Genomic DNA, 21,565 nt, shown 5'->3' on the forward strand with positions numbered 1-21,565 from the left:
GGCGCCGAATTCCGTGAAATATTCAGCGCGCGGCAGGGCCCGGTTCGGCTCCGGCGCGGTCAGAGCCGCCGGCCGGGCCGGTCCACGATGCCGGAGGCCAGCAGGGCGGTCGCCCACACCGAGCCCGCCCGGAAGGCGGGCCGGGAATCGCCCTGGATGTACTCGTCGCGCAGCCACACCATGCGGCTGCCGAGGTAGCGGTAGGTGCGGGGATCGAGGATGTGGTAGCTCAGGGCGTCAGGATCGCCACCCCAGTCGAAGCGAATCCCCAGGCCGCGCCGTCCGGCCGCGTCCGCGACGTCCTTCTCGACCACGACACGGGGGATCTTCATCAGCGCCCGGAACATCGCGCCCTCCAGCTTCGGCGGCATGACCACGTGCCGTTCGAGGTAGAGGAAGATCACGCGGAAGGCCCGCGCGTCCGGGGGCTCGGCGTTCTTCTTCACACCCTCCTCGACCGGCAGGTCGATCCAGTGCCGGTCGCCGCTGACGTGGGCCAGCAGGTCGTCCGGGTCCGTGGGGAGGCGGCGCAGCTTCGCGTCGTACTGCTGGGGGGACAGGTCGTCGTCGCCGGGGTCCGGTGGCACGTCGCTGACGTGCATCCGGCCGTCCTCTCCGTAGCCGGCGGCCTGCTTCCCGTCGTAGCGGATCCAGCCTTCCTGCGTCGTGCCGGGGGAGCCGGGAGCGTCGTTGGCCTGCTTGTCCAGCGTCCTGGTGTAGTGCCACTGGTCCGGCCGGGGCACGGCCGGGCGCGGCCGCGACTCGGCGACCTCGGCCGCCTGCCGCAGCACGGTCGCGGAGTCGAGCCGTACGACCGGAGACCGGGCGACGACGCCGGGCCCGTCCCGCCGGGTGGCGATCACGACGGAGGCGGCGCCGCCGAGCGCCCCGGCGAGCAGCAGCCGGCGGCCGAACCGGGGGAGGTGCCAGGTGCGGACGCGGCGCAGCAGTCGTGCCCTGGCGGAGACCAGCCACTCGGCGCCCGGCTCGGGCACCTCCGCGCGCATCTCCCGGAGCAGTCGCAGGTCATCCATGGAGGGGCTCCTCACTTGTCGCGATGGGGTTGCCGCCGCCGAGCGCCGCGCGGGTCTTCGTCCGCGCCCGGTGTAATCGCGAGCGCACGGTCCCGACGGGTATGTCCAGGGCCCTGGAGATCTCCTCGTAGGTGAGGTCGGCCCAGGCGACGAGCAGCAGCACGTCCCGGTCACCCGCCGACAGCCCGGCCAGTGCCTCGGCCAGACCGCGCTGCGTGCCCTGCGCGGACACCCGCTGGTCGACCCGGTCGGCGTACGGCTCGGCGACCTCGTCCACCCCGGTCCTCGCCAGCGCCCGGTAGAACCGGGTCTCCGTACGGCGGTGCCGTCCGATGAGGTTCGCGGCGATGCCGTACAGCCAGGGGCGCGCGTCCGGCTGGGTCAGGTCGTAGCGCTCGCGCTTGCGGAAGGCGGTCAGGAAGGTGTCGGAGACGACGTCGTCGGCGAGGGACGCGCCCAGACGGCGGGCGACGTACCGGTGCAGCGCTGAGGCGTGCCGGTCGAACAGGTCCGCGAAGGCCTCGGGGTCGCGCCGGGACCGCCTGATCAGCTCGGCGTCGTCGACGCGGTCGGGTGGTGCTTCGGGGATCACGTGGGGGCTCCATCCATCCGGCTACCCGCTTTCACCCGATGAGGGGGAACGAGTTCGCGGCCGGTTGGAGCCTTCCCGAGCGGTGGCCCGTTACGAGCCGCCGCCGAAGCAGAGGCAGCCGCCGATCTGGGCCGCCATCTCCAGTTGGTCGTAGAAGAGCCGATGGCTGAGGATCAGCCCGTCCTCGACGGTGGAGAAGCTGCACGAGCGCACGAGGATGGACCGCCCGGTGCCCTCCAGCACGTCCCCGCCGGGGACGAGCAGCGGCCCCTTGTGCGTACCGCTGATCGTGAACTCCGCCGCCACCGTGTCCCCGAACATGGTCACCGATTGCGGTGTGATCATCATGTTGGGGAACGCATCCATCCACTCGCCGTAATAGGAGGCGATCTCCTCCCGGTTCTCGGCGATGCCGTCGGGGGCCACCAGAACGGCCCGCTCGTCGAAGCACTGCGCCAGGGCGTCGAGGTCATGGCGGTTGATGGCCTGTCTCAGTTTGTCCACGGCACGGAGCACTTCGGACATCGGACGTTCCCTTCCCCCGACGAGAGCGGCCGTATGGTGCGCCTGCGCCGTGACCGGCATGGCGACGCCCGGACATCGGCAGCATTTTCACGATAACCCAGCTCACAGGCTGGGCCGTGTGAGTCCGTGGGGACTCAGGACTCGTCGGCGGGGAGGGCGAACATCCGTATGTGGAGGGGCCGCGCGCCCGGCGGCGCGTCCTGCGCCCGGTGGCTGTACTTGAGCAGCAGCGCGACGTAGGCGTCGAAGAACTCGGCGAACTCCTCCTTCGTCATCCGGCCGAGCCCGCGCGAGCCCTTGGCCCAGTCGGGATCGCGCCGGTAGGCCTCGGGGAAGCGCTCCAGGAGCGCCCGATCCTCCTCGAAGCCGACGCGGTGGAACTCCTCCAGCGCCGGGCGGTCCTCGGGGGCGAGCTGTGCGGGGGCCGGCGCGCGCATGTCGCGTGGGGTCTCGGTCCTGCGCCACCAGCGTTCCCGGCCGCCAGAACGCTCGGGGATCTCCTCGATGAAGCCGTATTTCTCGAGCTGGCGCAGGTGGTAGCTGGTCGTGCCGGTCTTCGCGCCGAGCAGCTCGCCGATCGTGGTGGAGGTCGCGGGCCCGTGGATGTTGAGGTGGCGCAGGATGAGCCGCCGCATGGGGTGGGCCAGCGCCTTGAGGCGGGCCGGATCGTCGAGCAGGAACGGCTCCTCGTCCTTCATGAGGATCACCCTAGTCCTCCAGAACGATATCTGCAGAGAAGCCTTTGCCGAGACTTCTCTGCAGACTAGTTTCGGCACTATGCGTCGAATCGCCCTGGCCCTCGGCCTCGTTCTCACCCTGATGGCCGCCCCCGCGGCGGCCGCCTCCGCCGCCCCGCCGTCCCCCGCCGCCGGAGAGGCGGTCGCCGTTCCCGCCGACCTGACCGGAAGGGAGGTGAGCTTCCCCGGCGGCGGCCGCCTCACTCTGCATGGCACCGTGCTGTCGCCGCTGAAGGCGGCACCCGGGCGGCCCGGCATGGTGCTCGTCCACGGGGCGGGCACCGGCACGCCGCGCGCCAAACTCATGGGCGAGGCCGTGGAGTTCGCCCGCAGGGGCATGTCCGTGCTCGTCTACGACAAGAGGTCGGAGGGCTACTCGACCTTCCACCGGTCCTACTCGGCGCTCGCGGACGACGCGCTGGGCGCGGTGGCCGCGCTGCGGTCGCAGCCGGGTGTGGACCCGGCGAAGGTCGGTGTCTGGGGGCTCAGCGAGGGCGGATGGGTCGCGCCCCTCGCGGCCTCCCGCTCGCGGGATGTCGCGTTCGTCGTGGTCGTCGGCGCCAACGCGCTCGCGCCGCTGCGGCAGCAGACCTGGGCCGTCGCCGCGGGCCTGCGCAAGGCGCGGGTCGCGGGATCGCTGGTGGACCGGGCCGAGCCGAACCTCTACCGGGTGATCGCGGACGGCGGCATGTTCCCTGAGCCCTGGTACGACCCCGAGCCGACCCTCTCCGCCGTGCGGCAGCCGGTGCTCGCCATCTGGGGCGTCCACGACCTGCTGACGCCGCCGAAGGAGACTCCGCCGATCTTCGCGCGGGCGCTGGAGAAGGGCGGCAACCGGCACTACACGTTCCGGTTCTTCCCCGGGGCGGACCATGCCGCCCACCTCACGCCCGACGGCGGCGTCACCCGGCTTCCCGCCCTCGCGCCCGGGTACGCCGACCTCGTCGGCACCTGGGTCCGGGAGGTCGTCTCGGGGCGGCCGCCGCTGTCGAGCACCTCGGGCCCCGCGCCCGAGCAGGCGACGCCCACCGTGCCGGTGGACCGTCCGGCGCCGTGGGAGTCGGCCCCGGTGCAGCTGGCCGTGATGCTGCTGCTGATCGCCGCGTTCGCCGCCTACCCGGTGACCGCCCTCGTCCGCCGGCTGCGCGGGCGGTCCCGTAGGGCCCTGCCGGGCGCGCCGCGTGTGCTCAGCGCCGCCGGACCGGTGGCGGTGCTCGGGTCGTTCGCCTTCCTGTTCTACCTGCTCATGACCGGAGGCAAGCTGGCCGCGCCGGGGCCGGTGCTGCTCGGGCGTCCGGTCGTCTGGCTGGCCCTGCAGGCCCTGGCGCTGACCACGGTGGCCGCCTCCGTACGGACCGTCCGGGCGTGGCGGCGGGCCGGGACGAGGGGCGAACGGGTCCGTCTCGGGCTCCTGCTCGCCGGCGGCGCCGTGTTCCTCCCGTGGTCCCTTTACTGGGGCCTGCTGCTCCCGTGAGCGGGGGTCCGGCCGAGACGGGCGAGGATCTGGTCGAAGCGGGAGGCCTCCGGGGCGGCCGGCACGCTCGGCGCGAAGGCGGCGCCCGGCCTCTCGCGGTGGTCGCCGTCCGGCACCGCCAGGGCGATCGGCCAGGCGGCCTCGGCCAGGTCGGGGTCGGGAGCGTAGGCGATCCCCAGTGCGCGGGCGACGTCCCACCCGTGGACCAGATAGTCGATGAAGTGGAAGCCGATGGCGTGCACGGCCGGGAACGGCGCGTCCACCCCCACTTGGGGGAGGACGAACCCGCGGTCGAGCATCCCCTCGGCCGCGAACGCGGCGGTGACGCGCTCGGCCGCCGCGGCGTAGGCCCAGACGGGGTCGGGGGCGGGCCGCTCCCGCCACACGTCGAGGTCGGCCCCGCGGCCCTCCGCCGCGGCGGCGAAGCCGAGGTGCTGGGCGGTCATGTGCGCGAGCAGGTCGGCCAGGGTCCAGCCCGCACAGGGCGTCGGCCGCTCCAGGTCGCCGGGACGCACCTCTGCCACCACTTCGACGCTCGCCCGCACGGCGCGCCGGTCCAGCTCCCGGATGTCCATCTCTCCTCCAGTTTTCGTAGGCGAGTGCAGACGATATGCTTATGCTTATTTTCTGTCAATGTCTAAGCTGTGGGGCATGCCCGACCGCCCCGATCTCGCCGCGATGGCGGCCCCCCTGACCAGGGCGCTGATGGCCGCCGAGACGCCGATCCTGCGGGAGCACGGCCTGTCGATGTGGGCGTACTCCGTGCTTCTGGGCCTGGACGAGCGGCCGGTGCGCACGCAGGCCGCACTGGCGGAGTCGATCGGCGCGGACAAGACGCGCATCATCCGCGTCCTGGACGACCTCCAGCGCAGAGGGCTGATCGAGCGGAGCCCGGACCCGGCCGACCGCCGCGTCCGGCTCCTGTCCATCACGCCGGAGGGTCGGCGCCTGCGGGACGCGGCCCAGGTGGGCATCCGCCGGATGGAGGAGCGGCTTCTGTCGCGGCTGTCCGACGACGACAGGGAGGCGTTCGTGCGGGTGTTGCGGGTCCTGTCGGCCCTGCCCGCGCAGGAGTTCCGGTAAATCCCGTTGATCCGTGAGCGCACCGCTGGCTACGGTGTGCGCCCATGTCTTTTCAGTTGACCCCTCTGGTCGATCCGCAGACCGGCGCCTCGAGTCACCGTCTGGCCTGGCTGGCCTCCCGGCCTGACGGCGTACCCGCAGGATCGGCGTACCTGCGCCTGTTCACCGCCGCAGGCCACGAGCATCTCGCCGAGCTCGACCTGCACGTCCACCCGGCCGAGCGCCGCGCCGGGGTGGGATCGCGCCTGCTCGCCGCGGCCCTGGCGGCGGCGCGTGAGGAGGGCCGGCGGTGCGTCACCGCGGAGGCGGAGGCCGGCGCCCCCGGAGAAGCGTTCCTGGCCGCGCGGGGGTTCCGCCCGGCACTGGGCCTGACGTTCACCCGCCTGGCACTGGCCGGTGTGGACACCGCCGTCCTCGCCGCCGCCCTCGCGGAGCCGCATCCGGGATATCGGCTGGTCTCCTGGGAGGGCGTCGTCCCGGACGAACTGGCCGAGACGTTCGCCGCGTCCCGCCGTGCCATGGACGACATGCCGATGGACGGGCTCGACTACAGGCCGACGCCCTGGGACGTCGCCCGGGTCAGGGGCGCCGCCGAGGCGATCGCCCGGCGCGGCGAGCTCCTGCACACCGTCGCGGCGGTCGACGCGGACCGTGGGACGATCGCGGGCTTCACCGAGCTGGTGGTCCCCGGCGACGGCACGGGCGACGGGCAGCACTACGGCACCGGCGTCCTTCCCGAGCACCGCGGGCGCGGCCTCGGCCGCCGGATGAAGGCCGAGATGATCCGGCTGGTCCGCGAACGCCACCCGGACCTCGGGGGGCTGCTCGCCGACACCGCCGACGGCAACACGTACATGCGGGGCATCAACGACGCACTCGGCTACGTGCCGACGCACCGGACCGTCCGCTACCGGCTCGACCTCTAGGTCGCGTCTGCCAGATCAAGCCCCGCTGCGCGCCTAGGGGGCCGCTCTGATGTGGCCGGGCGTGACCGCGTTGGGTAGCAGACTGGGAAGGAGGCCGATGCGGTTCGGCAGGGCGGCGGCCGCCCGTGCGTGCCGCGGCTGGAGGCTGCCCGCCGGTTGCTGAAGCAGGGAAGTGAGGAAGACGCCCGACCGCCGGATCGGGGGCGCGACAGCAGTCGCGGTCCACCAGGAGGTGTCATGAACGCACCGACCGACGTGCTGGACCTGGTGCGAGACGGCGCGGACCTGATCGTGCCGATCCGCAACGGCGAACCGCACACCGTCATCGATGCTCTTGAGGCCCACGCCGACCGCTTGACCGGTGTTCGGATCCATCAGATGGATCCCGCCCGCGAACGCCCCTATATCAACGGCAAATACCCAGGGCGGCTGACCCATGTCAGCTACTACCTGGGGCCGGGATGCCGGCAGGCGTACTGGAACGGCACGTGTGAGCTCGTCCCGGCGCACTTCAGCGAGGTGCCCCTGCTGCTACGCGAGTACACCCGGCATTCCCTGGTCCTGGCCGCGTCGACCATGCCCGACGAGCACGGCTACTTCAGCCTGGGCACCAATGCCGACTACGCGGCCGCGCTCATCGGCGAGGTGCCGTTCTTCCTGGAGGCCAACCCGCGAATGCCGCGCACTTTCGGACAGAACCAGATCCACGTCAGCCAGGTCGCCGGCTGGTGCGTCGCCGACTACCCCCTGCAGGAGACGATGCCGGCCGTGCCCGACGACCGGGACACGCGTATCGCGGAACTGGTCGCCGAGCGGGTGCCGGACGGGGCATGCCTGCAGATCGGCGTCGGCCGCATCCCCGACGCGCTGCTGGCCGAGCTGGCGGGGCACCGCGATCTGGGCGTGCACACCGAGGCGATGTCCGACGGCGTCATGCACCTGGCGGAACAAGGCGTCATCACCGGCGCGCGCAAGAAGCTCCATCGCAACAGGCATGTCGCCACCTTCTGCATCGGCACCCGGCGATTCTTCGACTGGCTCGACGGCAACGCGTCGGTGGCCATGCTGCCGGTCGACTGGGTCAACGATCCACGAGTGGTGGCCCGCGAACCCGCCATGATGTCGATCAACGCCACCAGTGAGGTCGACCTCATGGGCCAGGCGGCCAGCGAGACCATCGCGGGCCGTTACTGGTCGGGCTCGGGAGGGCAGGCCGACTTCGCCCGCGGCGCCATGTACTCCGACGGCGGGCGGGCGTTCCTCGTCACCCACGCGGCCACCGGCGACGGCACCAGCAGAATCAAGGTCCAGCTCGGCCGCGCCACCCCGGTCACCACGCTGAAGAACACCATCGACCACGTCGTCACCGAATACGGCATCGCTGAGCTGAGGGGTCGGAGCATCTCCCAGCGCGCGGCCGCGCTGATCGCGATAGCGCATCCCGATCACCGCGACCGGCTCACCTACGAGGCCCGCCACGCGGGGTTGTTGCATTGAGCGCTTTTCATCCTGAGTAGCGGCCTTCTTCGATGAGCTGCAGGACAAGGATGGTTGCATGATCGTGGTGGCGCGCTGCGGGCGGCAGCGCGGCCGGGTCAGGATCTTCCAGGTCTACAAGGTGGCCACGGCGCGTTCCCCGCAGGCGCGGGTGGGAGCTTGCGCGCGTTTGACCGAGCGCTGATGGCGCGACAGCGGCAGTCGTAGCCGATGGCCTTCGAACGGCGTGCGCATGCTACAGCCCGCGCCTCGATATCCCTTGCCGGCAAAGGTTCTTACCCCCTGCGGCGGTCAGCGCGTCGATCAGGACGGTCGCGCGTACCGCGGTCAGGTCATGCGTGGCACCGGACTCCGGGGTGATCGCCGTGCCGGGCGGAGGGGTCGTAAGCGACTGAGGTGGAAGCCCGATCATCCCGCCCACGTGGGAGCAGGCCCCAACTCCGTCTGGACAATCCGGCTCACCGGCCGAGCGGATCGCCCGGACGCCCAGGTGGCCTGGGCGACCTGGGCGCCGCTCGCCGGTTACGCGGCCTCTCACCTGAGTCAGCGGGCTTCAAGGTTGCCGTGTGCCTCGATCGAGAGGTCCTGCCAGTCGGCCCAGGTCTTGAGCCGGTCGGCGTAGGCCCGCTCGATCAGTGGGTGGAAGCCCTTGCCGAACAGCACCCGCACCGGCGGGTTGGCGGAGTCCACGAGCTTCAGCAGTGCCTGCGCCGCGGCGGCCGGGTCGCCTGCGGGCATCTTCCCTGCCATCGCCCCGAGGTGCTGACGGAGACCGTCGTAGGCCGGGTCGGGCTTGGCCATGTAGCCGTTGGCGAGCGGGTCGGGGTTGTTGCCGTCCCGGGTGGCGAAGCCGCCGGGCTCGATGATGGTCACCTTGACGCCGAACTCGGCGACCTCGCCGGCGAGCGCCTCGTTCAGGCCCTCCAGGGCCCACTTAGAGGCGTGGTACGCGCCGCCGAGCGGCATCGCGATGACCCCGGCGGCCGAGGAAAGCTGGATGATGTGCCCCGAGCGCTGCTCGCGCAGGTACGGCAGCGCGGCCTGGACCACCCACACCGCGCCGAACAGATTGGTCTCGAGCTGGTCGCGCAGTTCCTGTTCTGTAAGTTCTTCGACCGCGCCGACCTGGGCGTAGCCGGCGTTGTTCACGATGACGTCGAGCCGGCCGAAGTGCTCCTTGGCGCGCTTCACGCTCTCGAAGACGGTGGCCCTGTCGGTCACGTCCATCTCCAGTGGAAGCACCGCGTCTCCATAGGTGTCGGCCAGCGCCCGCAGGCTCGCGGTGTTCCGGGCGGTGGCGGCGACCTTGTCGCCGCGCGCCAGAGCGGCCTCCACGAAGTTGCGGCCCAGGCCGCGGGACGAGCCGGTGACGAACCAAACCTTCTGCATGGTGTGCTCCTTGTTGCCGCTTTCAGCCGTTACAACCCCCTGGACGAGATAGCCCGGCAGAGATGTGAGATCGCCCGAGTGTGATCTGCGACACCATGTCACCTTTATCCTGAGTGGTGATATCAATGGTCGGCGTGACTCGCGTCGAGGACTTCCAGGAACTGAGGCCGCTGCTTTTCGCTATCGCCTACCGCATCCTGGGCAGCGTGAGCGAGGCCGAGGACGCCGTCCAGGAGGCCTGGCTGCGCTACGAAGGTTCCCCGGCCCAGCCCGAGTCACCCAAGGCCTTCCTGTCGGCCACGGTGACGCGGATCTCGATCGACGTGCTGCGCTCGGCCCGCGTCCGGCGCGAGGCTTACGTCGGGCCATGGTTCCCCGAACCGCTGCTGACCGACCCCTACCAGGACCCGGAGCGGTCGGCGGAGCTGTCCGACTCGTTGTTGATGGCGGCGCTGATCCTGCTGGAGCGGCTCAGCCCGCTCGAGCGTGCGGTCTTCGTGCTCCGCGAGGTGTTCGCCTTCAGCTACCGGGAGATCGCCGCCGCGGTGGAGCGGTCGGAGGCGGCCTGCCGCCAGCTCGCGGTGCAGGCACGCCGTCACATGGACGCGGGCCGGCCCCGCTTCGAGGCGGATCGCCGGGCCCGCGAGCAGCTCGCCGGGCGGTTCTTCCATGCGATGAGGGAGGGGGACGTCACAGGGCTGCAGGAACTGCTGGCCGCCGACGTCCAGCTGGTCAACGACGGCGCCGGCAAGATCGGGAGTACGATCCCCCTCTTCGGCGTCGCGAAGATCGCCCGGGTGCTGTCCGTCGCCGTCCCGCCGTTCGCCCAGATCGGCGCGGTGCTGGAGGCGCACGAGGTGAACGGCCAGCCGGGTGCGATCATCCGCGACCGAGACGGTCACATCTTCAACGTCTGGACGCTCGACATCCTGGACGGACGCATCCAGACCATCCGCTCGATCGTCAATCCCGACAAGCTCGCTCACCTAGGCCCCGTCGCCGACGCCCACGCGGTCATCCGCGAGAAGAAGCAGACCCGCCGCGACCAGCAGACGCCATGATGGGCGGCACGCGGGTCGGCCGAGCGGAGTCCCCGTAAGGCGCTCAATGACGACTGGCAGGTCAACTCGGATATCGCAATTTCAGCTGGTCCATTGAGCCCTTCAATCCTGAGCAGGGGTCGGCTTCGACGGCGTGCAGGACGAGGATGGCCTGCACGATCGCGGTGGCCCGGCGAGGACAGCAGCGGAGCTTGGCCAGGACCTTCCACGTCTTCAGGGTCGCGATGGCGCGTTCGCCGAGGGCTTGGATACGGGCGTGGGCACGGTTGACGTCCTTCTGCCCGCGTGACAGCCGGGGCCGGTGCCAGTGGCGCTTGAACGGGGTGCGGACCGTGCCACCTGCGCCTTGGTAGCCCTTGTCGGCGAAGGTCAGCACGCCGTTGGCCGTAGTGCGTCGATCAGGCCCACGATGCGGGCTGCGGTCAGGTCGTGCACCGCCCCGGGAAGAGCAGGAGAGGCCCAGACCAGGCGGCCGGCGGGATCGGCGAGGACCTGGATGTTAATCCCGTGGCGCTTGTGCTTGCCGGAGTAGTACGGCTTCTGGTCGGCGACACGGTCGATCGGGATGAGCGTGCCGTCGAGGATGGTGTAGGCCAGCCGGGGAGGCCCGGGTCGCGGCGGCGTGGACATCGTCGGCCAGGGCGGCGAGCAGGTCGACCGACTCGCGCACGTACCGCCAGGCGGTAGTGGTGCCGATGGAGAAGCCGGCGGCCAGGCGGGTGTAGGTGTCCCCGTTGCGCAGGTGGGCCAGCACCAGTAAGGCCTGTTGCCCTGGGTTCAGGCGCCGCCACCGGCTGCGGCGTTCGGCGCGGTGGGCGCGGATGAGCTCGGCCTGGCGGGCAAGGGTGCGGTTCGACAGGGGAATCGCGGCAGGGTAAGAGAGCAACGAGGCTCCCGGTTGGGGCATCGGATCTTGGTCGACTGCTGTCTTACCGGGAGCCTCACCTCACACCCAACCCCGCTCTCCCACGCCCGTCCTGACCAGCGCCATCAGGATAAAAATGGCTTATTGAACGCCGTCTGCCCGAGAGCGTGGCCGGCAGGCCGCGGCTGCGGGCGTTCTCCATCGGCTAGCGACTCGTGAAACCGCGCCCGAGTGGGGGGCCGAGCCGCAGCTGGAGCGCGGGATAGCGGGGCGCGTCGAACCCGAAGGACTGGTACAGCTCGATCCCGTACGACGTGGCGTTGAGGTCGATCGTCCGGACCTCGGTCTCGGTGCGATACCAGACGAGCAGCGCGTCGAGGCAGGCGCGTGCGAGGCCGAGCCGGCGGCGCCGCCGGTCGGTGCAGATGTTGAAGACGTGGCCCTGCAGGCCGCTCGGGTTCGTCGGCCCCGGGGCGTGGGGGTCGCAGGTGCCCGCCGCGCAGCTCACCAGGCCGAGCTCCGGGTCGTCCACCACGAACGCGGCGAAGTCCCCCGGATCGCGCAGCCGCCGGGCGAACCACGCCTCGGCCGATGCCCGCCAGGGCGCGCTCTCGTCCCCGACCTCCGCCCCCATGTCCTCCAGCATCACGGCGCGCAGGCGGACGAGGGCCGCGGCGTCCGCCGCTCCCGCCCGGCGGACCACCGTCCCCGAGATCGTCATGGTCACCATTGTGGCCGCGCCGGCGGGCAGGCGCGCGACCCCGATCAGGCCGTGGCGGCGGCGTTCTCCGCGGCGCCGTTCTCCGCGGCGGCGACGACGTCCTTCAGCCGGCCCATCGCGTGGTAGGTGCCGAACACGTCCATGTAGTCGCGCGTCTCCACGATCTCGCCGTTCCGTACGCGCAGGGTCAGCAGGCCCGTGGCCCGGAACGGCCGGCCGTCCGGTTCGACCGTGCCGGTGCCCTCCCACTCCCCGGTGACGACCTCGGGATCGGCCGCCTCGTGGACGACGACGTCGTGGATCTCGGCGAGCCGCACGGGGCTCGCGCGCCACGCCGCGCGGTAGAGGGCGCGGACCTCCTCCCGCCCCTCCAGCCGGGCGGGGAACAGCGGCGCCCGGAACGGGAAGGTGTGAAGGGCGTCGGCGGCGTAGAGGTCGGCGAGGTCGTCGGCCGACCTGTCGACCATCGCCCGGTGAAAGCGGGCCAGGACCTCGCGCGGGGTGAGCTGCATCCGTTCGCTCCGATCATTCGAAAGCATTTCGCTCAACAGTCGTTGACTCAACGAATGTAGAGCGAACGGGCCGATGTGGTCAACACCGGTAGAGTCGTCACGTGGAGGGGACGCCGACGAGCCGGGCAGAGCGCCGGCGCCGCACCGAGGAGCGCATCCTGTCCGCCGCGCGGGCGATCTTCGCCGAGCGCGGCTTCCAGCGCACGACGATCCGGGCCGTGGCGGCGGCCGCGGAGGTCGATCCGGCCCTGGTCATGCAGTACTTCGGGTCGAAGCAGGAGCTGTTCGAGCAGGCCGTGCGGATCCCGTCGATCCCGCCGCTGGACGGCGAGCTGGAGCCGGTCGAGGAACTGCTGGGCAGGATCGGCATGAAGATGGGGCCGCTGCCGCAGGCGACGCTGGCGATGATGCGCTCCATGCTCACCCACCCCGACGCGGCCGAGGAGGTGCGCGGCAAGCTCGACGGCCAGGTGGCGCAACTGGCGGACGCGATCGGTTCCGGTGACGCCGAGCTGCGGGCGGCCCTGATGGTCAGCACGATGCTGGGCGTGACGATCGCCCATCAACTGCTCGGCCTCACGGCCCTGCGCGGCGCCTCTCCCGAACGGATCGCCGAGACGCTCCGCCCGTCCCTGCGCGCCCTCGCCGACGGCTGAGCAGGCCCGTACGGCATGACCGCAGGTGAGGCACTCCTGAGAATCATGTGATCGCTGTGATTAGAGGGGCCGGCCGGGGGCAGTGCCGCCTCCATGGTCATCTCGGCTTCCCCCGGCGCTCGGCGAAGTGAGCGGGGGCTCTGTTCGGCCTGCGTGCGTGAGCTGTTCGACCGGGCCGGCCGCAGGTACGCGTATCCGCTCGTCTGCTGCGACGACTGCCGCCCGCCCGCGGCCGAGGCGCCCTCCGCCGTCCTGTGCGAGGACTGCGGACGGGAGAGCCGGGAGCCGGACGTCCGCAGATCCGCGTCCGTCGCGACGGGCTGCGCGGCCTGCGGCCCCGCCCTGCGGTGGGAGGCGGCCACGGGTGCGGACGCGCTGGCGGCGGCCGTCGCGGCGATCGAGGCCGGGGGAGTGGCCGGCCTGCACGACCTGTTCGCCGACCAGGTCGTCTGCGACGCGAGATCCGAGCAGGCGCTGGCCCGCATGGACGGCGCGTCCGGACCGGTGCGGGTGCTGGTCAGGAACGTCTCGATGGCCCGGGAGGTGGCGAACCTGTCCGCTCCCGACATCCGCGCGCTGGTCGAGCGTGCCGAGCCCGCCACGCTGGTGCGGCTGCGCGAGCCGCTGCTGCCCCGGGCCGTACGGCGCGGGACTCCCGACGTCGACCTGTTCCTGCCGCGCACCCCGCTGCAGTATCTGCTCACCGCGCGCCTGGACGGCCCGCTGGCCGTGTGGGACCGGTCGGGCGAGCGGGCGGGCGAGTGGCCGTGTGACGGGACGCTGACCGTGAGCGGGCTGGCGCGCACCGGGCGTCAGAGTTGGACGACGGGGTTGCCGGCTCGCCTGGCGCTGGGCGGGACCTCCTCCCCCTTCCTCAGGAGGGAAACGGCCGCGAGCCCGGCGCCGTCGCCCGTCAACCTCTCGTAGCGCGTCGCGGCGCTCGGCCGGCGCTTGACGCCCGGGGTGTGCTCGTCCAGGGAAGCGACCGCCGCGCCGGTGAAGAGCGATCTACGATCGGCGGATGTGCGATCGTCTCCAGATCGACCGCAATCACCCGAAGATGGCCACGGGAGCCACGCAGGGCGCTCGAATCGGCGTGCAGGCGGCCTGGCTCGGCCATCCGGTGACCGTCGCGGCGCTCGCCGTGCTGATCGTCAACGACCGGGTGCTGAAAATCCTGTGGCCGGGCGTGGTCACCGGCAAGCTCAGCGACCTCGTCGGCATGCTCGTCGCGCCCCCGCTGCTTGCGCTGCTCGCCGCGTACGCGGCCCGGATCACGGGACGTGTCCCGCCGGGCGACCGCACGGCCGCGGCGGCGATCGCGCTGACCGGGACGCTGTTCGCCTGGATGAAGACGACAGGGATCGGCGCGGAGACGGCGACCCGGGTGTGGGCGGTGCTCGTGCCGCCCTCGCGGGTGGTGGCCGACCCCAGCGACCTGCTCGCCCTCCCGGCACTGGCCGTCGCGTGGCTGGTGTGGCGGCGCGCGGCTCGTCCCGCGGCACGGGACCTCCGGCGGGCCCGCGCGCTGGTGGTGCTGCCCGTCGCGGTCTTCGCCGTGACCGCTACCAGCGCGGTGCCCGCCTCGTCGTCGGCTCGGGCGGTCGAGGTGCGTCAGGGGGAGATCGTGGTGGCCGTGGCTCCTGACGGCGCCGTGATCGCCACCGGCGACGCCGGGAGGTCCTGGCACGAGTGGAAGGGCTCGCCGTCTCCGTCTGCGTCTCCGTTTCCGTCTCCGGCGACCCGGGCGTGCGTGCCCGCCGAGCCGCGGCGCTGTTACCGGGTCACGCCGGGCCGGCTCAGGGTCGAGCAGACCACGGACGGGGGAGCGACCTGGACGGTCGCCTGGGAGATCTCCAGAGGCAGGCAGGACTGGCTCGATCGGGCCTACGAGAATCCCGACCCCTTCGGCGAGCACAGCGACCGGGCCGTCTCCGTGGCCGTCGCCGTCCAGGCGGTGCCCGGTGGCCACGTCGTGGCCGTGGCGAACGGGACCGACGGAGTCGTCCTGCGCGACGTGTCGGGACGGTGGCGGCGGCTGGGCTTCCCCGAGTACGACGCGGAGAGGGCACCGCTGTCGGAGTCCGCCGCCGCTCCCCTCGCGTCCCCGGGGGAGCGGATCGGCACCGAGGTGGGGGTCGCCGTTCTCGTGGCGCTCGCGGCCCTGCTGGCGGCCCTCGGCACCACGGCGGGGGCGCGCAGGCGGCCGGTCCGGTTCGGGATCTGCGCCGCCGCCATGTGGACGAGCGTCCTGCTGGTCGTGACCGCGGACGGGCCGGCCGGCCTCGTTTCCCTCGCGCTCTTCGTGCCCATGTTCGCGGCCGGCGCGGCCGGCGTACTCGCCGTCTGGCTGTGGTCGCGGCCGAGGTGGACCGGCCTCCTGCTCGCCGCGCCCGCCGCGTTCGCCGCCGTGTGCCTGCCGTTCCTCGGCTGGAGCGCAGGCGTGCCCGACGACTACGGCATCGCGGTGCTGCTCGCGGTCCTGCTCTGCACGGTGGTCCTGGTCGTCGCCGTACGCGCCGCCGTACGGGCCCGGACGCGGACGCGGAGGGAGCGGGGCCTCCCCGTTCCCCCCGCGAGGTGATTCACGTGATGTGATTCGCGTGAAGCGCGGTGTGTGATCCGATCAGGCGTTGGCGCAGATGGCGTAGACGCTGATGCCGACGGTGTTGTAGTAGTTCTGCCGGCCGAGCGCGATCCATCCGGTGCCGTCCGCGGTGGGGAAGCTGCCCACGAGGACCGCGTCGCTGCCCTGCGCCTCGCCGCCGCCGCCCACGGCGCGCTTGCCCGCCGGGCAGTACACGGTGCGCCGGGTGAAGTTCGGCACGTTCGCGTTGGGCAGCGTCACGACCTGGTAGCCGTCGACGACGGCGTGGGACGTGGTCTGCGGGCCCGCGTCGGCCAGCGCGGTCGCGCCCGCGCCGGTGACCGTGAGGCCGGTGAGGACCAGCGCGCCTGTCGTGATTGCGTGAACAAATCGCACGTAAAAGCTCCGTTGTGTCGAAAATGACCGGATTTCGAACCGAGAATCGGGTGTGAATGGCGCCGGCGCCGTCCCCGTCGGTTCCGTGGCCACACCTACCCTTGATCGTCTGGCGTCACACTTCGCAATGGTGTATTTACTCCTCGTATTGCTCGCGTCGACGTCGGCATGACACAAGGTCACGACCGTCCATGCGGGCCCGGCGCGGCGCGGGGGGCGGCCGTTCGCCCGTGGGTACGTTCCTGCTCGGGAGGATCGCCATGAGAAAGATCGTCGCTGTCGCCGTGCTCGCTGCGATGACCATGCTCGGCACGGTCGCCGCAGTCGCGTCGGTGGCCGCCGGGACCGGCGGCCACCCGAGGACCGGCCCGTGGGCCGGGAGCCCGCCGCAGGCGCCCGCGCCGCCCAAAGGGGGCGTGAAGCGGCAGGAGGTGAGCCAGAAGCAGTACGACATCCTCGTCGGCCAATGCCGCTACCCGAAGACGCCGGAGGAGCGGCACCGCTGCCGCACGCAGGTGCGCGAGCAGTACATGGTGGGCGCGTTCAACCCGAACCTCGACTGCCGCACGTACTCCGGGGTCAGCGTCTGCGGAGTGCTCGAACTCAACGCCGCGCAGCGCTCCTGCGTCGAGGAGTCGGTGGGCGGCGGGCTGACCCGCCGGCGGGCCGAGGTGGAGTGCTTCGCCTTCCGCTGAGACCGCCCTTTTCGGCGAAATCTCCGGTCCAACCTAAATATTTGGCCAAACCGCAACTTTCCGTGATCTACCCTGCGGGGGTGGACGCCAACAGTCAGGGTGCCGCCGAACTCCTGGAAGCGTTGATGCGAACGGCGGCGCGGTTCAGCGAGATGGGACGGTCCGTCTCCCGCGACTTCTTCCCCCACGTCCGCGTCGAGCCCGTCTCGGACCTGGCCGGGCCCGCCGTACGGCTCGGCGCCGCGCTGGCGCTCCCGGGGCACGACCTCGTGTTCGAGACCGCCGTCGCGGTCGGCGAGGAGACGTTCAGCGTGCGGGGCGGCCTCGTGCTGGACGGCGAGGAGGAGATCCTGGTCCTGCCGTCCGTCGAGACCGCCGACGCGGTCGCGTGCGCGGCCATGCTGGACCGCTATGTCGACGAGCTCACGACACCGGCCCGCTGGCACGTGCAGCGGCTTCTGGAGTCCTGCGAAGCGGACTCCTAGAAAGAGCGACGTCCCGCGAGGCGGACTCCTGACGCCTCACAGCGCCTGGAGTCCCTGGATCACCTCGCGGAGGATGCGTTCCTCGGGCAGCTGGGCGACCGTGGCCTGCGGCCGCGCGCTGATCAGCCCCTGGTCGCGCAGGTCGCCCAGCAGGATGCGCACGACGTTCAGCGACAGGCCGAGCTCCGAGGCCAGGTCGGCCACGGAAAGGGGGACCCGGCACAGCTGCAGGATCCGCCAGTGCTCGGGGGCCAGCCCGGAGATCCCGCTGTACGCCGCGGGAGCCGTCCTGATGATGGACATCAGGTCGAAGTCCGGCCCGCTCGGGCGCGTACGGCCACGGGTGAGCGTGTAGGGGCGCAGCAGCGGCCCGTCCTCGTGCTCTGTCACGAGTCCTCCTGAGCGCGTTGCCAGCCCGCCTGGAAGGAGGAGAACAGGTCGCTCCGCTCCTCCTTGAGCTGCGGCGCCAGGTTGGCCTGCCGCACCCGGCGGGGCAGGGAGTCCTGGGCGCCGCCGCCGATAGGCGGCGTGAGGGCCAGGGCTGGGGGCGAAGCCTCCGGCTGGGCGAGGCGCTCGACCGCCGGTTCCCTCGTCTCGTTCTCCACCACGATCTCCTGCGGGAGCAGGAGCACGGCGCTCGTCCCGCCGTACGGCGAGGTGCGCAGGGAGACGCGGATGTTGTGCCGCCGGGCCAGCAGTCCGACGACGAACAGCCCGAGCCTGTCGCTGTCGGCCAGGTCGAACTCCGGCGGGTCGGCGAGCCGCGCGTTGAGGTGCGCCAGCTCCTCCGGGGGGATGCCGAGCCCGCGGTCCTCGACCTCGATGGCGAAGCCCCGGGCGACCATCTCCCCCCTGACCTGCACGCGGGTCTGCGGCGGGGAGAAGACCGTGGCGTTCTCGATCAGCTCGGCGAGCAGGTGGACGACGTCGGTGACGCTGCTGCCCGCGAGCGAGTACCCGTGCGGCATGTTCACGTCCACCCGCAGGTAGTCCTCCACCTCCTCGGTGGCGGCGCGGGCCACGTCGTACAGCCGGACCGGGTTGCGCCAGCCGCGGCCGGGCACGGCGCCGGACAGGATGATCAGGCCCTCCGCGTGGCGGCGCATGCGGGTGGTGAGGTGGTCGACGCCGAACAGCCGTTCCAGCAGGTCGGGGTCGGTGATCTCCTTCTCCAGGCCGTCCAGCATGCCGAGCTGGCGCTGCAGCAGCGACTGGCTGCGCCGGGCCAGGTTCAGGAAGACCTTGTTGACGCCCTTGCGCAGCTCGGCCTGGCCGACGGCCGCCTCGATCGCGGTGTGCTGCACCGAGGTGAAGGCGCGGCCGACGTTCTCGATCTCGACGGTGTCGCTGGCCTGGGCCATCGGCGGCGTCTCGGTCGCCACGTCGACGTCCTCGCCGCGCCGCAGCCGCCGTACGAGGTCGGGCAGCCGCCGCCCGGCCAGGTCGGCCGCGGCCCGGTGCAGGACGCTCAGCTCGCCGGTCACCGTACGGGCGAACCGGAAGGAGATGAACGCGGTCGCGAGCACGGCCGCGAGGCCGAGCCCGCCGACGATGCCGATGTCCCAGAGCACGCTCTGCGCCAGCGGCACGGCGCGGGCGGCGGTGGCGTCGGCGGCCACGTTGGTCGTCTCGGTGAGCTGGCGGGTCAGGGCCTGGGCCGTCGTCGGCCAGGCGATCGCCTCCGGCGGGAGCGGCTGGCCCGGCCGCACCCTGGCGATCACGTCGTCCTCCAGGGAGACGAACGACGTGTAGATCGGGGTGGAGTTCAGCGTGCCGTACTGCTTGAGCAGGCCGGCGTCGAGCTGGCTCGTGCCGAGCTGGTAGAGCAGGCGGCGCTTGCCGACCATCCCGGAGAAGGCGTCCCGCTCGTCCTGCGTCATCCGCCCGGACGCCTGCGCGCCCAGCACGAGCGCGGACTGCTGGCTCACCAGCTCGCGGCTGCGGGTGATCAGGATGAGCGCCTTGGTCTGCTCGATGATGTCGATGTCCGGGGAGATCATCAGCCGGTCGTAGACCTGGTGGGCGGTCTCGACGACCGAGCTGTACTCCTCGATCACGTCGAGGCGGGTGAGCCGCTGGTCGTCGACCTGGCCGCGCAGGACGTCGAGCCGGTCCATCTGCCGGATCAGGTCCTGGACCCGGTCCCACATGGCGGAAGGCGTCTCGTCCCGGGCCTGCTCCGACAGACGGGTCAGCAGGACCGCGGTTGCGTCGGTCTTGCGGCGCTGCCCCTGAAGGTCGGTGCGCAGCGTCGAGGTGCGCCAGGCGAGGTAGCTCACCGACACGAACCGCTCGCTCTGCAGCTCGTTGATGGCCTCACTGACGGGATAGACGATGTTGTCGTAGACCTTCTGGATGCGCAGGAGCTGCTGCCCCTGCTCGATGGTCAGCTTGGCGGCGAACCCCCAGATCACCACCAGGGCGGTCAAAGGCACCAGCAGGATTGCGAATATCTTGAAGCGGATGGATCGTTTCCGACCAGCCATCAGACCCGCCCGTCGGTTACACATGTGTTAACAGTGGCGAAACCCTAGCAATCCGTGAGCCTCTGGTACCAGGGATCGTTCCTAACGACTTGGGCCACAGCCCCATATCAGGACAGTCTCGACGTTACGGAGGAAAGCTCTTGCTGATCGCTGTCTAGTTGTCAGACAATCCTTCCATGAACTCCAGATCGGGCCCGCTCGCGGTGGTCGCGGCGGCCGTCCTGTGGGGGACCGCGGGGACCGTGGGCACCCTCGCCTCCGCCGGCTCCGTCTCGCTGGCCGCGGCCCGCCTCGTGCTCGGCGGGGCCCTGCTGGGCGCGTTGGCGCTGGTCACGCACCGACGCACCCCCAAGGGGAACGTTCCGGCGCGCTGGCCGCTGGTCCTGGGAGCCGCCGCGGTCGCGGCCTACCAGCTGTGCTTCTTCGCCGCGGTGGGCAGGACGGGCGTGGCGATCGGCACGGTGGTGGCCATCGGCAGCGGCCCGGTCTTCACCGGGCTCCTGTCCTGGATCGTCGGACACGAGCGGCCGAGCGGGCGCTGGGCGCTCGCCACGGCCGCCGCCGTCGCCGGATGCGCGGTGCTCGTCACCGGCGGGAGGGGAACGGGTGGCGTGGACGCGGGAGGCGTCGCGCTCGCCCTCCTCGGCGGCCTCCTGTACGCCTTCTACGCGGTCGTCGCGGCCAGGGCCATCGGCAGGGGCATGGAGTCGGGGATCGTCATGGGCGTTCTGTTCGGTGGCGCGGCCGTGCTCATGCTGCCGGTCCTCGCCCTGACCGGACCGGCCTGGCTCGCGCGCCCGGGCGGCCTGCTGACCGCGCTCTACCTCGGCTGCGCCACCACGGGGCTGGCCTATCTCCTGTACGGCCGGGGACTGCGCACGACCCCCGTGGCCACGGCGGCCACGCTCGCGCTGGCCGAGCCGGCCGTCGCGGCCGTGCTGGGCGTCGTGGCGCTGCGCGAGCATCTGTCCCCCGTCTCGTGGGCCGGTCTGGTGCTGCTCGCCCTGGGGCTGGTCGTGGTGGCGCTGCCCGCCAGGGCGCGGGGCCCGGAAGCCGTCGCACCCGGCACGGAACGGGCGGCGGCGGGAAGTCGCCACTAGGCTCGGCCCCGTGACCACCCTGAGGCCCGTCTCCACCGTCGAGGCGCTCGCCGCCGCGCTGCGCGAGCGGGTGCTGTCCGGGGACATCGAGCCGGGGGCCGCGCTGCCCGAGCAGGAGCTGTCCGCCCGGTACGGCGTGGCCCGCCCCACCGTGCGTGAGGCGCTGGCGCTGCTCGTCCACGAGGGACTGCTGCGGCGCGAGCGCAACCGCAGCGCGTACGTCCCGGTGATCACCCCCGCCGACCTGGCCGACCTCATGTACGTGCGCGCGCCGCTGGAGGAACTGATGGCACAGGCCGTCGCGGGGCGCCGGGTGACGGCGGCGGAGGAGGCGCTGGACCGCCTGTCCGGCCTGCCGCCGGGCGCGCCCTGGGCGGCCGTGGTGGCCGAGCACATGGCGCTGCACGAGGCGCTCGTCGCCGCCGCCGGCAGCCCCCGCCTGGAGCGCCTGTACGCCACGCTCGCGGCGGAGACGCGGCTCGGACTGGTCGGGCTGAGGCACGCGTACGAGGATCCCCACGAGCTCGCGGCCGAGCACGCCGCGTTGCTGCGCGTCATCGCCGAGGGACCGGCGGACGCGGCGGTCCAGGCGGTGCGCGAGCACCTGCGATGGCGGCACGCCTGAGCCCGGAGGAGCTCCGGGCGATTCCTCCTGCGCGTTGTCTCGCGGGGGCGGATTTCCTCGCACGGTTTCCCTTGGTCGCGGATTCTCTTGCACCACGCCGCTCCAAGTCGTCACAATCG

23 protein-coding genes and 2 pseudogenes are annotated in these 21,565 nt (G+C 71.9%); 12 read left to right on the plus strand and 13 right to left on the minus strand.

Features of this window, described 5'->3' with window-relative positions:
* Positions 1–59: 59 nt before the first annotated feature.
* From HHX35_RS08190 to HHX35_RS08205, 4 genes are all read right to left on the minus strand, one after another.
* Positions 60–1,034 (minus strand): CU044_5270 family protein, encoded by a 975-nt coding sequence (locus HHX35_RS08190; protein ID WP_182898221.1) that lies wholly within the window; start codon positions 1,032–1,034, stop codon positions 60–62.
* On the minus strand, positions 1,027–1,626 hold the full coding sequence (locus HHX35_RS08195; RefSeq protein ID WP_310738953.1) for an RNA polymerase sigma factor: 600 nt from the start codon (positions 1,624–1,626) through the stop codon (positions 1,027–1,029). Before HHX35_RS08195 ends, HHX35_RS08190 begins: the two co-directional genes overlap by 8 nt.
* A gap of 90 nt (positions 1,627–1,716) precedes the next feature.
* On the minus strand, positions 1,717–2,151 hold the full coding sequence (locus HHX35_RS08200) for an ester cyclase (protein WP_182898222.1): 435 nt from the start codon (positions 2,149–2,151) through the stop codon (positions 1,717–1,719).
* 134 nt (positions 2,152–2,285) lie between these two features.
* Entirely contained in the window at positions 2,286–2,849 is a 564-nt protein-coding gene (locus HHX35_RS08205; RefSeq protein ID WP_182898223.1) for a helix-turn-helix transcriptional regulator, read from the minus strand.
* 79 nt (positions 2,850–2,928) lie between these two features.
* Between HHX35_RS08205 and HHX35_RS08210 the strand changes: the two genes are divergently transcribed.
* Positions 2,929–4,362, plus strand: coding sequence for a S9 family peptidase (locus HHX35_RS08210; RefSeq protein ID WP_220505119.1), 1,434 nt, complete (start codon positions 2,929–2,931; stop codon positions 4,360–4,362).
* On the opposite strand, the gene HHX35_RS08215 is transcribed toward HHX35_RS08210, so the two are convergent.
* Positions 4,338–4,937, minus strand: coding sequence for a TIGR03086 family metal-binding protein (locus tag HHX35_RS08215; RefSeq protein WP_182898224.1), 600 nt, complete (start codon positions 4,935–4,937; stop codon positions 4,338–4,340). The genes HHX35_RS08210 and HHX35_RS08215 overlap by 25 nt on opposite strands.
* Positions 4,938–4,995: 58 nt before the next feature.
* Here HHX35_RS08215 and HHX35_RS08220 point away from each other — a divergent pair, with 58 nt between their 5' ends.
* The 3 genes from HHX35_RS08220 (at position 4,996) to HHX35_RS08230 (ending at position 7,868) form a co-directional block, all read left to right on the plus strand.
* Positions 4,996–5,445 (plus strand): MarR family winged helix-turn-helix transcriptional regulator, encoded by a 450-nt coding sequence (locus HHX35_RS08220; RefSeq protein WP_259404836.1) that lies wholly within the window; start codon positions 4,996–4,998, stop codon positions 5,443–5,445.
* A 44-nt stretch (positions 5,446–5,489) separates the two neighbouring features.
* Complete coding sequence (locus tag HHX35_RS08225; protein WP_182898225.1) at positions 5,490–6,371, plus strand: GNAT family N-acetyltransferase; 882 nt, start codon at positions 5,490–5,492, stop codon at positions 6,369–6,371.
* A gap of 237 nt (positions 6,372–6,608) precedes the next feature.
* Positions 6,609–7,868, plus strand: coding sequence for an acetyl-CoA hydrolase/transferase family protein (locus HHX35_RS08230; protein WP_182898226.1), 1,260 nt, complete (start codon positions 6,609–6,611; stop codon positions 7,866–7,868).
* A gap of 7 nt (positions 7,869–7,875) precedes the next feature.
* On the opposite strand, the pseudogene HHX35_RS43270 reads toward HHX35_RS08230, so the two are convergent.
* Positions 7,876–8,214: pseudogene (locus tag HHX35_RS43270) on the minus strand (transposase family protein); the annotation flags it as partial.
* Positions 8,215–8,411: 197 nt separating this feature from the next.
* On the minus strand, positions 8,412–9,257 hold the full coding sequence (locus HHX35_RS08235) for an SDR family NAD(P)-dependent oxidoreductase (RefSeq protein ID WP_182898227.1): 846 nt from the start codon (positions 9,255–9,257) through the stop codon (positions 8,412–8,414).
* Between the two features lie 125 nt (positions 9,258–9,382).
* On the opposite strand from HHX35_RS08235, the gene HHX35_RS08240 reads away from it, so the two are divergent.
* Complete coding sequence (locus HHX35_RS08240; RefSeq protein ID WP_220505120.1) at positions 9,383–10,318, plus strand: RNA polymerase sigma-70 factor; 936 nt, start codon at positions 9,383–9,385, stop codon at positions 10,316–10,318.
* A 61-nt stretch (positions 10,319–10,379) separates the two neighbouring features.
* Here the strand turns inward: HHX35_RS08240 and HHX35_RS08245 are convergent.
* The 3 genes and pseudogenes from HHX35_RS08245 to HHX35_RS08255 form a co-directional block, all read right to left on the minus strand.
* Positions 10,380–11,204: pseudogene (locus tag HHX35_RS08245) on the minus strand (transposase family protein).
* Positions 11,205–11,388: 184 nt separating this feature from the next.
* Positions 11,389–11,904: a GNAT family N-acetyltransferase gene (locus tag HHX35_RS08250; RefSeq protein WP_220505121.1), complete on the minus strand. Its 516-nt coding sequence runs from the start codon at positions 11,902–11,904 to the stop codon at positions 11,389–11,391.
* Positions 11,905–11,948: 44 nt separating this feature from the next.
* On the minus strand, positions 11,949–12,416 hold the full coding sequence (locus HHX35_RS08255) for a nuclear transport factor 2 family protein (protein ID WP_220505122.1): 468 nt from the start codon (positions 12,414–12,416) through the stop codon (positions 11,949–11,951).
* 101 nt (positions 12,417–12,517) lie between these two features.
* On the opposite strand from HHX35_RS08255, the gene HHX35_RS08260 reads away from it, so the two are divergent.
* From HHX35_RS08260 to HHX35_RS08270, 3 genes are all read left to right on the plus strand, one after another.
* Positions 12,518–13,072, plus strand: coding sequence for a TetR/AcrR family transcriptional regulator (locus tag HHX35_RS08260; protein WP_139579002.1), 555 nt, complete (start codon positions 12,518–12,520; stop codon positions 13,070–13,072).
* A gap of 93 nt (positions 13,073–13,165) precedes the next feature.
* The gene (locus HHX35_RS08265; RefSeq protein ID WP_259404837.1) at positions 13,166–13,999 is read left to right on the plus strand and encodes a Sua5/YciO/YrdC/YwlC family protein; all 834 of its coding nucleotides are present in this window, start codon (positions 13,166–13,168) and stop codon (positions 13,997–13,999) included.
* A gap of 94 nt (positions 14,000–14,093) precedes the next feature.
* Positions 14,094–15,656: a hypothetical protein gene (locus tag HHX35_RS08270; protein WP_182898230.1), complete on the plus strand. Its 1,563-nt coding sequence runs from the start codon at positions 14,094–14,096 to the stop codon at positions 15,654–15,656.
* Positions 15,657–15,698: 42 nt separating this feature from the next.
* On the opposite strand, the gene HHX35_RS08275 is transcribed toward HHX35_RS08270, so the two are convergent.
* Entirely contained in the window at positions 15,699–16,055 is a 357-nt protein-coding gene (locus tag HHX35_RS08275; RefSeq protein ID WP_182898231.1) for a hypothetical protein, read from the minus strand.
* A 260-nt stretch (positions 16,056–16,315) separates the two neighbouring features.
* Here HHX35_RS08275 and HHX35_RS42535 point away from each other — a divergent pair, with 260 nt between their 5' ends.
* Positions 16,316–16,750 (plus strand): hypothetical protein, encoded by a 435-nt coding sequence (locus tag HHX35_RS42535; RefSeq protein WP_220505123.1) that lies wholly within the window; start codon positions 16,316–16,318, stop codon positions 16,748–16,750.
* Between the two features lie 80 nt (positions 16,751–16,830).
* On the plus strand, positions 16,831–17,235 hold the full coding sequence (locus HHX35_RS08285) for a hypothetical protein (protein ID WP_182898232.1): 405 nt from the start codon (positions 16,831–16,833) through the stop codon (positions 17,233–17,235).
* A 36-nt stretch (positions 17,236–17,271) separates the two neighbouring features.
* Here the strand turns inward: HHX35_RS08285 and HHX35_RS08290 are convergent, their stop codons facing one another.
* Both HHX35_RS08290 and HHX35_RS08295 read right to left on the minus strand, forming a co-directional pair.
* A complete protein-coding gene (locus HHX35_RS08290) occupies positions 17,272–17,625 on the minus strand; it encodes a DUF742 domain-containing protein (RefSeq protein WP_182898233.1) in 354 nt (117 codons plus the stop codon).
* Positions 17,622–19,670, minus strand: a complete 2,049-nt coding sequence (locus HHX35_RS08295) for a nitrate- and nitrite sensing domain-containing protein (protein ID WP_182898234.1) — start codon at positions 19,668–19,670, stop codon at positions 17,622–17,624. The genes HHX35_RS08290 and HHX35_RS08295 overlap by 4 nt, the downstream gene beginning before the upstream one ends.
* Positions 19,671–19,897: 227 nt before the next feature.
* Between HHX35_RS08295 and HHX35_RS08300 the strand changes: the two genes are divergently transcribed.
* On the plus strand, positions 19,898–20,821 hold the full coding sequence (locus HHX35_RS08300) for an EamA family transporter (RefSeq protein ID WP_182898235.1): 924 nt from the start codon (positions 19,898–19,900) through the stop codon (positions 20,819–20,821).
* A 10-nt stretch (positions 20,822–20,831) separates the two neighbouring features.
* A complete protein-coding gene (locus tag HHX35_RS08305) occupies positions 20,832–21,446 on the plus strand; it encodes a GntR family transcriptional regulator (protein WP_139578994.1) in 615 nt (204 codons plus the stop codon).
* The last annotated feature ends 119 nt before the right edge of the window (positions 21,447–21,565 follow it).

The organism is Microbispora sp. H10830, assembly GCF_014161375.1.
In the GTDB taxonomy this organism is placed as follows: Bacteria; Actinomycetota; Actinomycetes; order Streptosporangiales; family Streptosporangiaceae; genus Microbispora; species Microbispora catharanthi.

Bases quoted from the DNA above. Each gene is read 5' to 3' on its own strand.
- HHX35_RS08235 (WP_182898227.1), bottom strand. From the start codon at position 9,257: ATGCAGAAGGTTTGGTTCGTCACCGGCTCGTCCCGCGGCCTGGGCCGC.
- HHX35_RS08230 (WP_182898226.1), top strand. From the start codon at position 6,609: ATGAACGCACCGACCGACGTGCTGGACCTGGTGCGAGACGGCGCGGAC.
- HHX35_RS08210 (WP_220505119.1), top strand. From the start codon at position 2,929: ATGCGTCGAATCGCCCTGGCCCTCGGCCTCGTTCTCACCCTGATGGCC.
- HHX35_RS08270 (WP_182898230.1), top strand. From the start codon at position 14,094: ATGTGCGATCGTCTCCAGATCGACCGCAATCACCCGAAGATGGCCACG.
- HHX35_RS08250 (WP_220505121.1), bottom strand. From the start codon at position 11,904: ATGACGATCTCGGGGACGGTGGTCCGCCGGGCGGGAGCGGCGGACGCC.
- HHX35_RS08220 (WP_259404836.1), top strand. From the start codon at position 4,996: ATGTCTAAGCTGTGGGGCATGCCCGACCGCCCCGATCTCGCCGCGATG.
- HHX35_RS08225 (WP_182898225.1), top strand. From the start codon at position 5,490: ATGTCTTTTCAGTTGACCCCTCTGGTCGATCCGCAGACCGGCGCCTCG.
- HHX35_RS08300 (WP_182898235.1), top strand. From the start codon at position 19,898: ATGAACTCCAGATCGGGCCCGCTCGCGGTGGTCGCGGCGGCCGTCCTG.
- HHX35_RS08265 (WP_259404837.1), top strand. From the start codon at position 13,166: ATGGTCATCTCGGCTTCCCCCGGCGCTCGGCGAAGTGAGCGGGGGCTC.
- HHX35_RS08190 (WP_182898221.1), bottom strand. From the start codon at position 1,034: ATGGATGACCTGCGACTGCTCCGGGAGATGCGCGCGGAGGTGCCCGAG.
- HHX35_RS08205 (WP_182898223.1), bottom strand. From the start codon at position 2,849: ATGAAGGACGAGGAGCCGTTCCTGCTCGACGATCCGGCCCGCCTCAAG.
- HHX35_RS08255 (WP_220505122.1), bottom strand. From the start codon at position 12,416: ATGCAGCTCACCCCGCGCGAGGTCCTGGCCCGCTTTCACCGGGCGATG.
- HHX35_RS08200 (WP_182898222.1), bottom strand. From the start codon at position 2,151: ATGTCCGAAGTGCTCCGTGCCGTGGACAAACTGAGACAGGCCATCAAC.
- HHX35_RS08215 (WP_182898224.1), bottom strand. From the start codon at position 4,937: ATGGACATCCGGGAGCTGGACCGGCGCGCCGTGCGGGCGAGCGTCGAA.
- HHX35_RS08240 (WP_220505120.1), top strand. From the start codon at position 9,383: ATGGTCGGCGTGACTCGCGTCGAGGACTTCCAGGAACTGAGGCCGCTG.
- HHX35_RS42535 (WP_220505123.1), top strand. From the start codon at position 16,316: ATGAGAAAGATCGTCGCTGTCGCCGTGCTCGCTGCGATGACCATGCTC.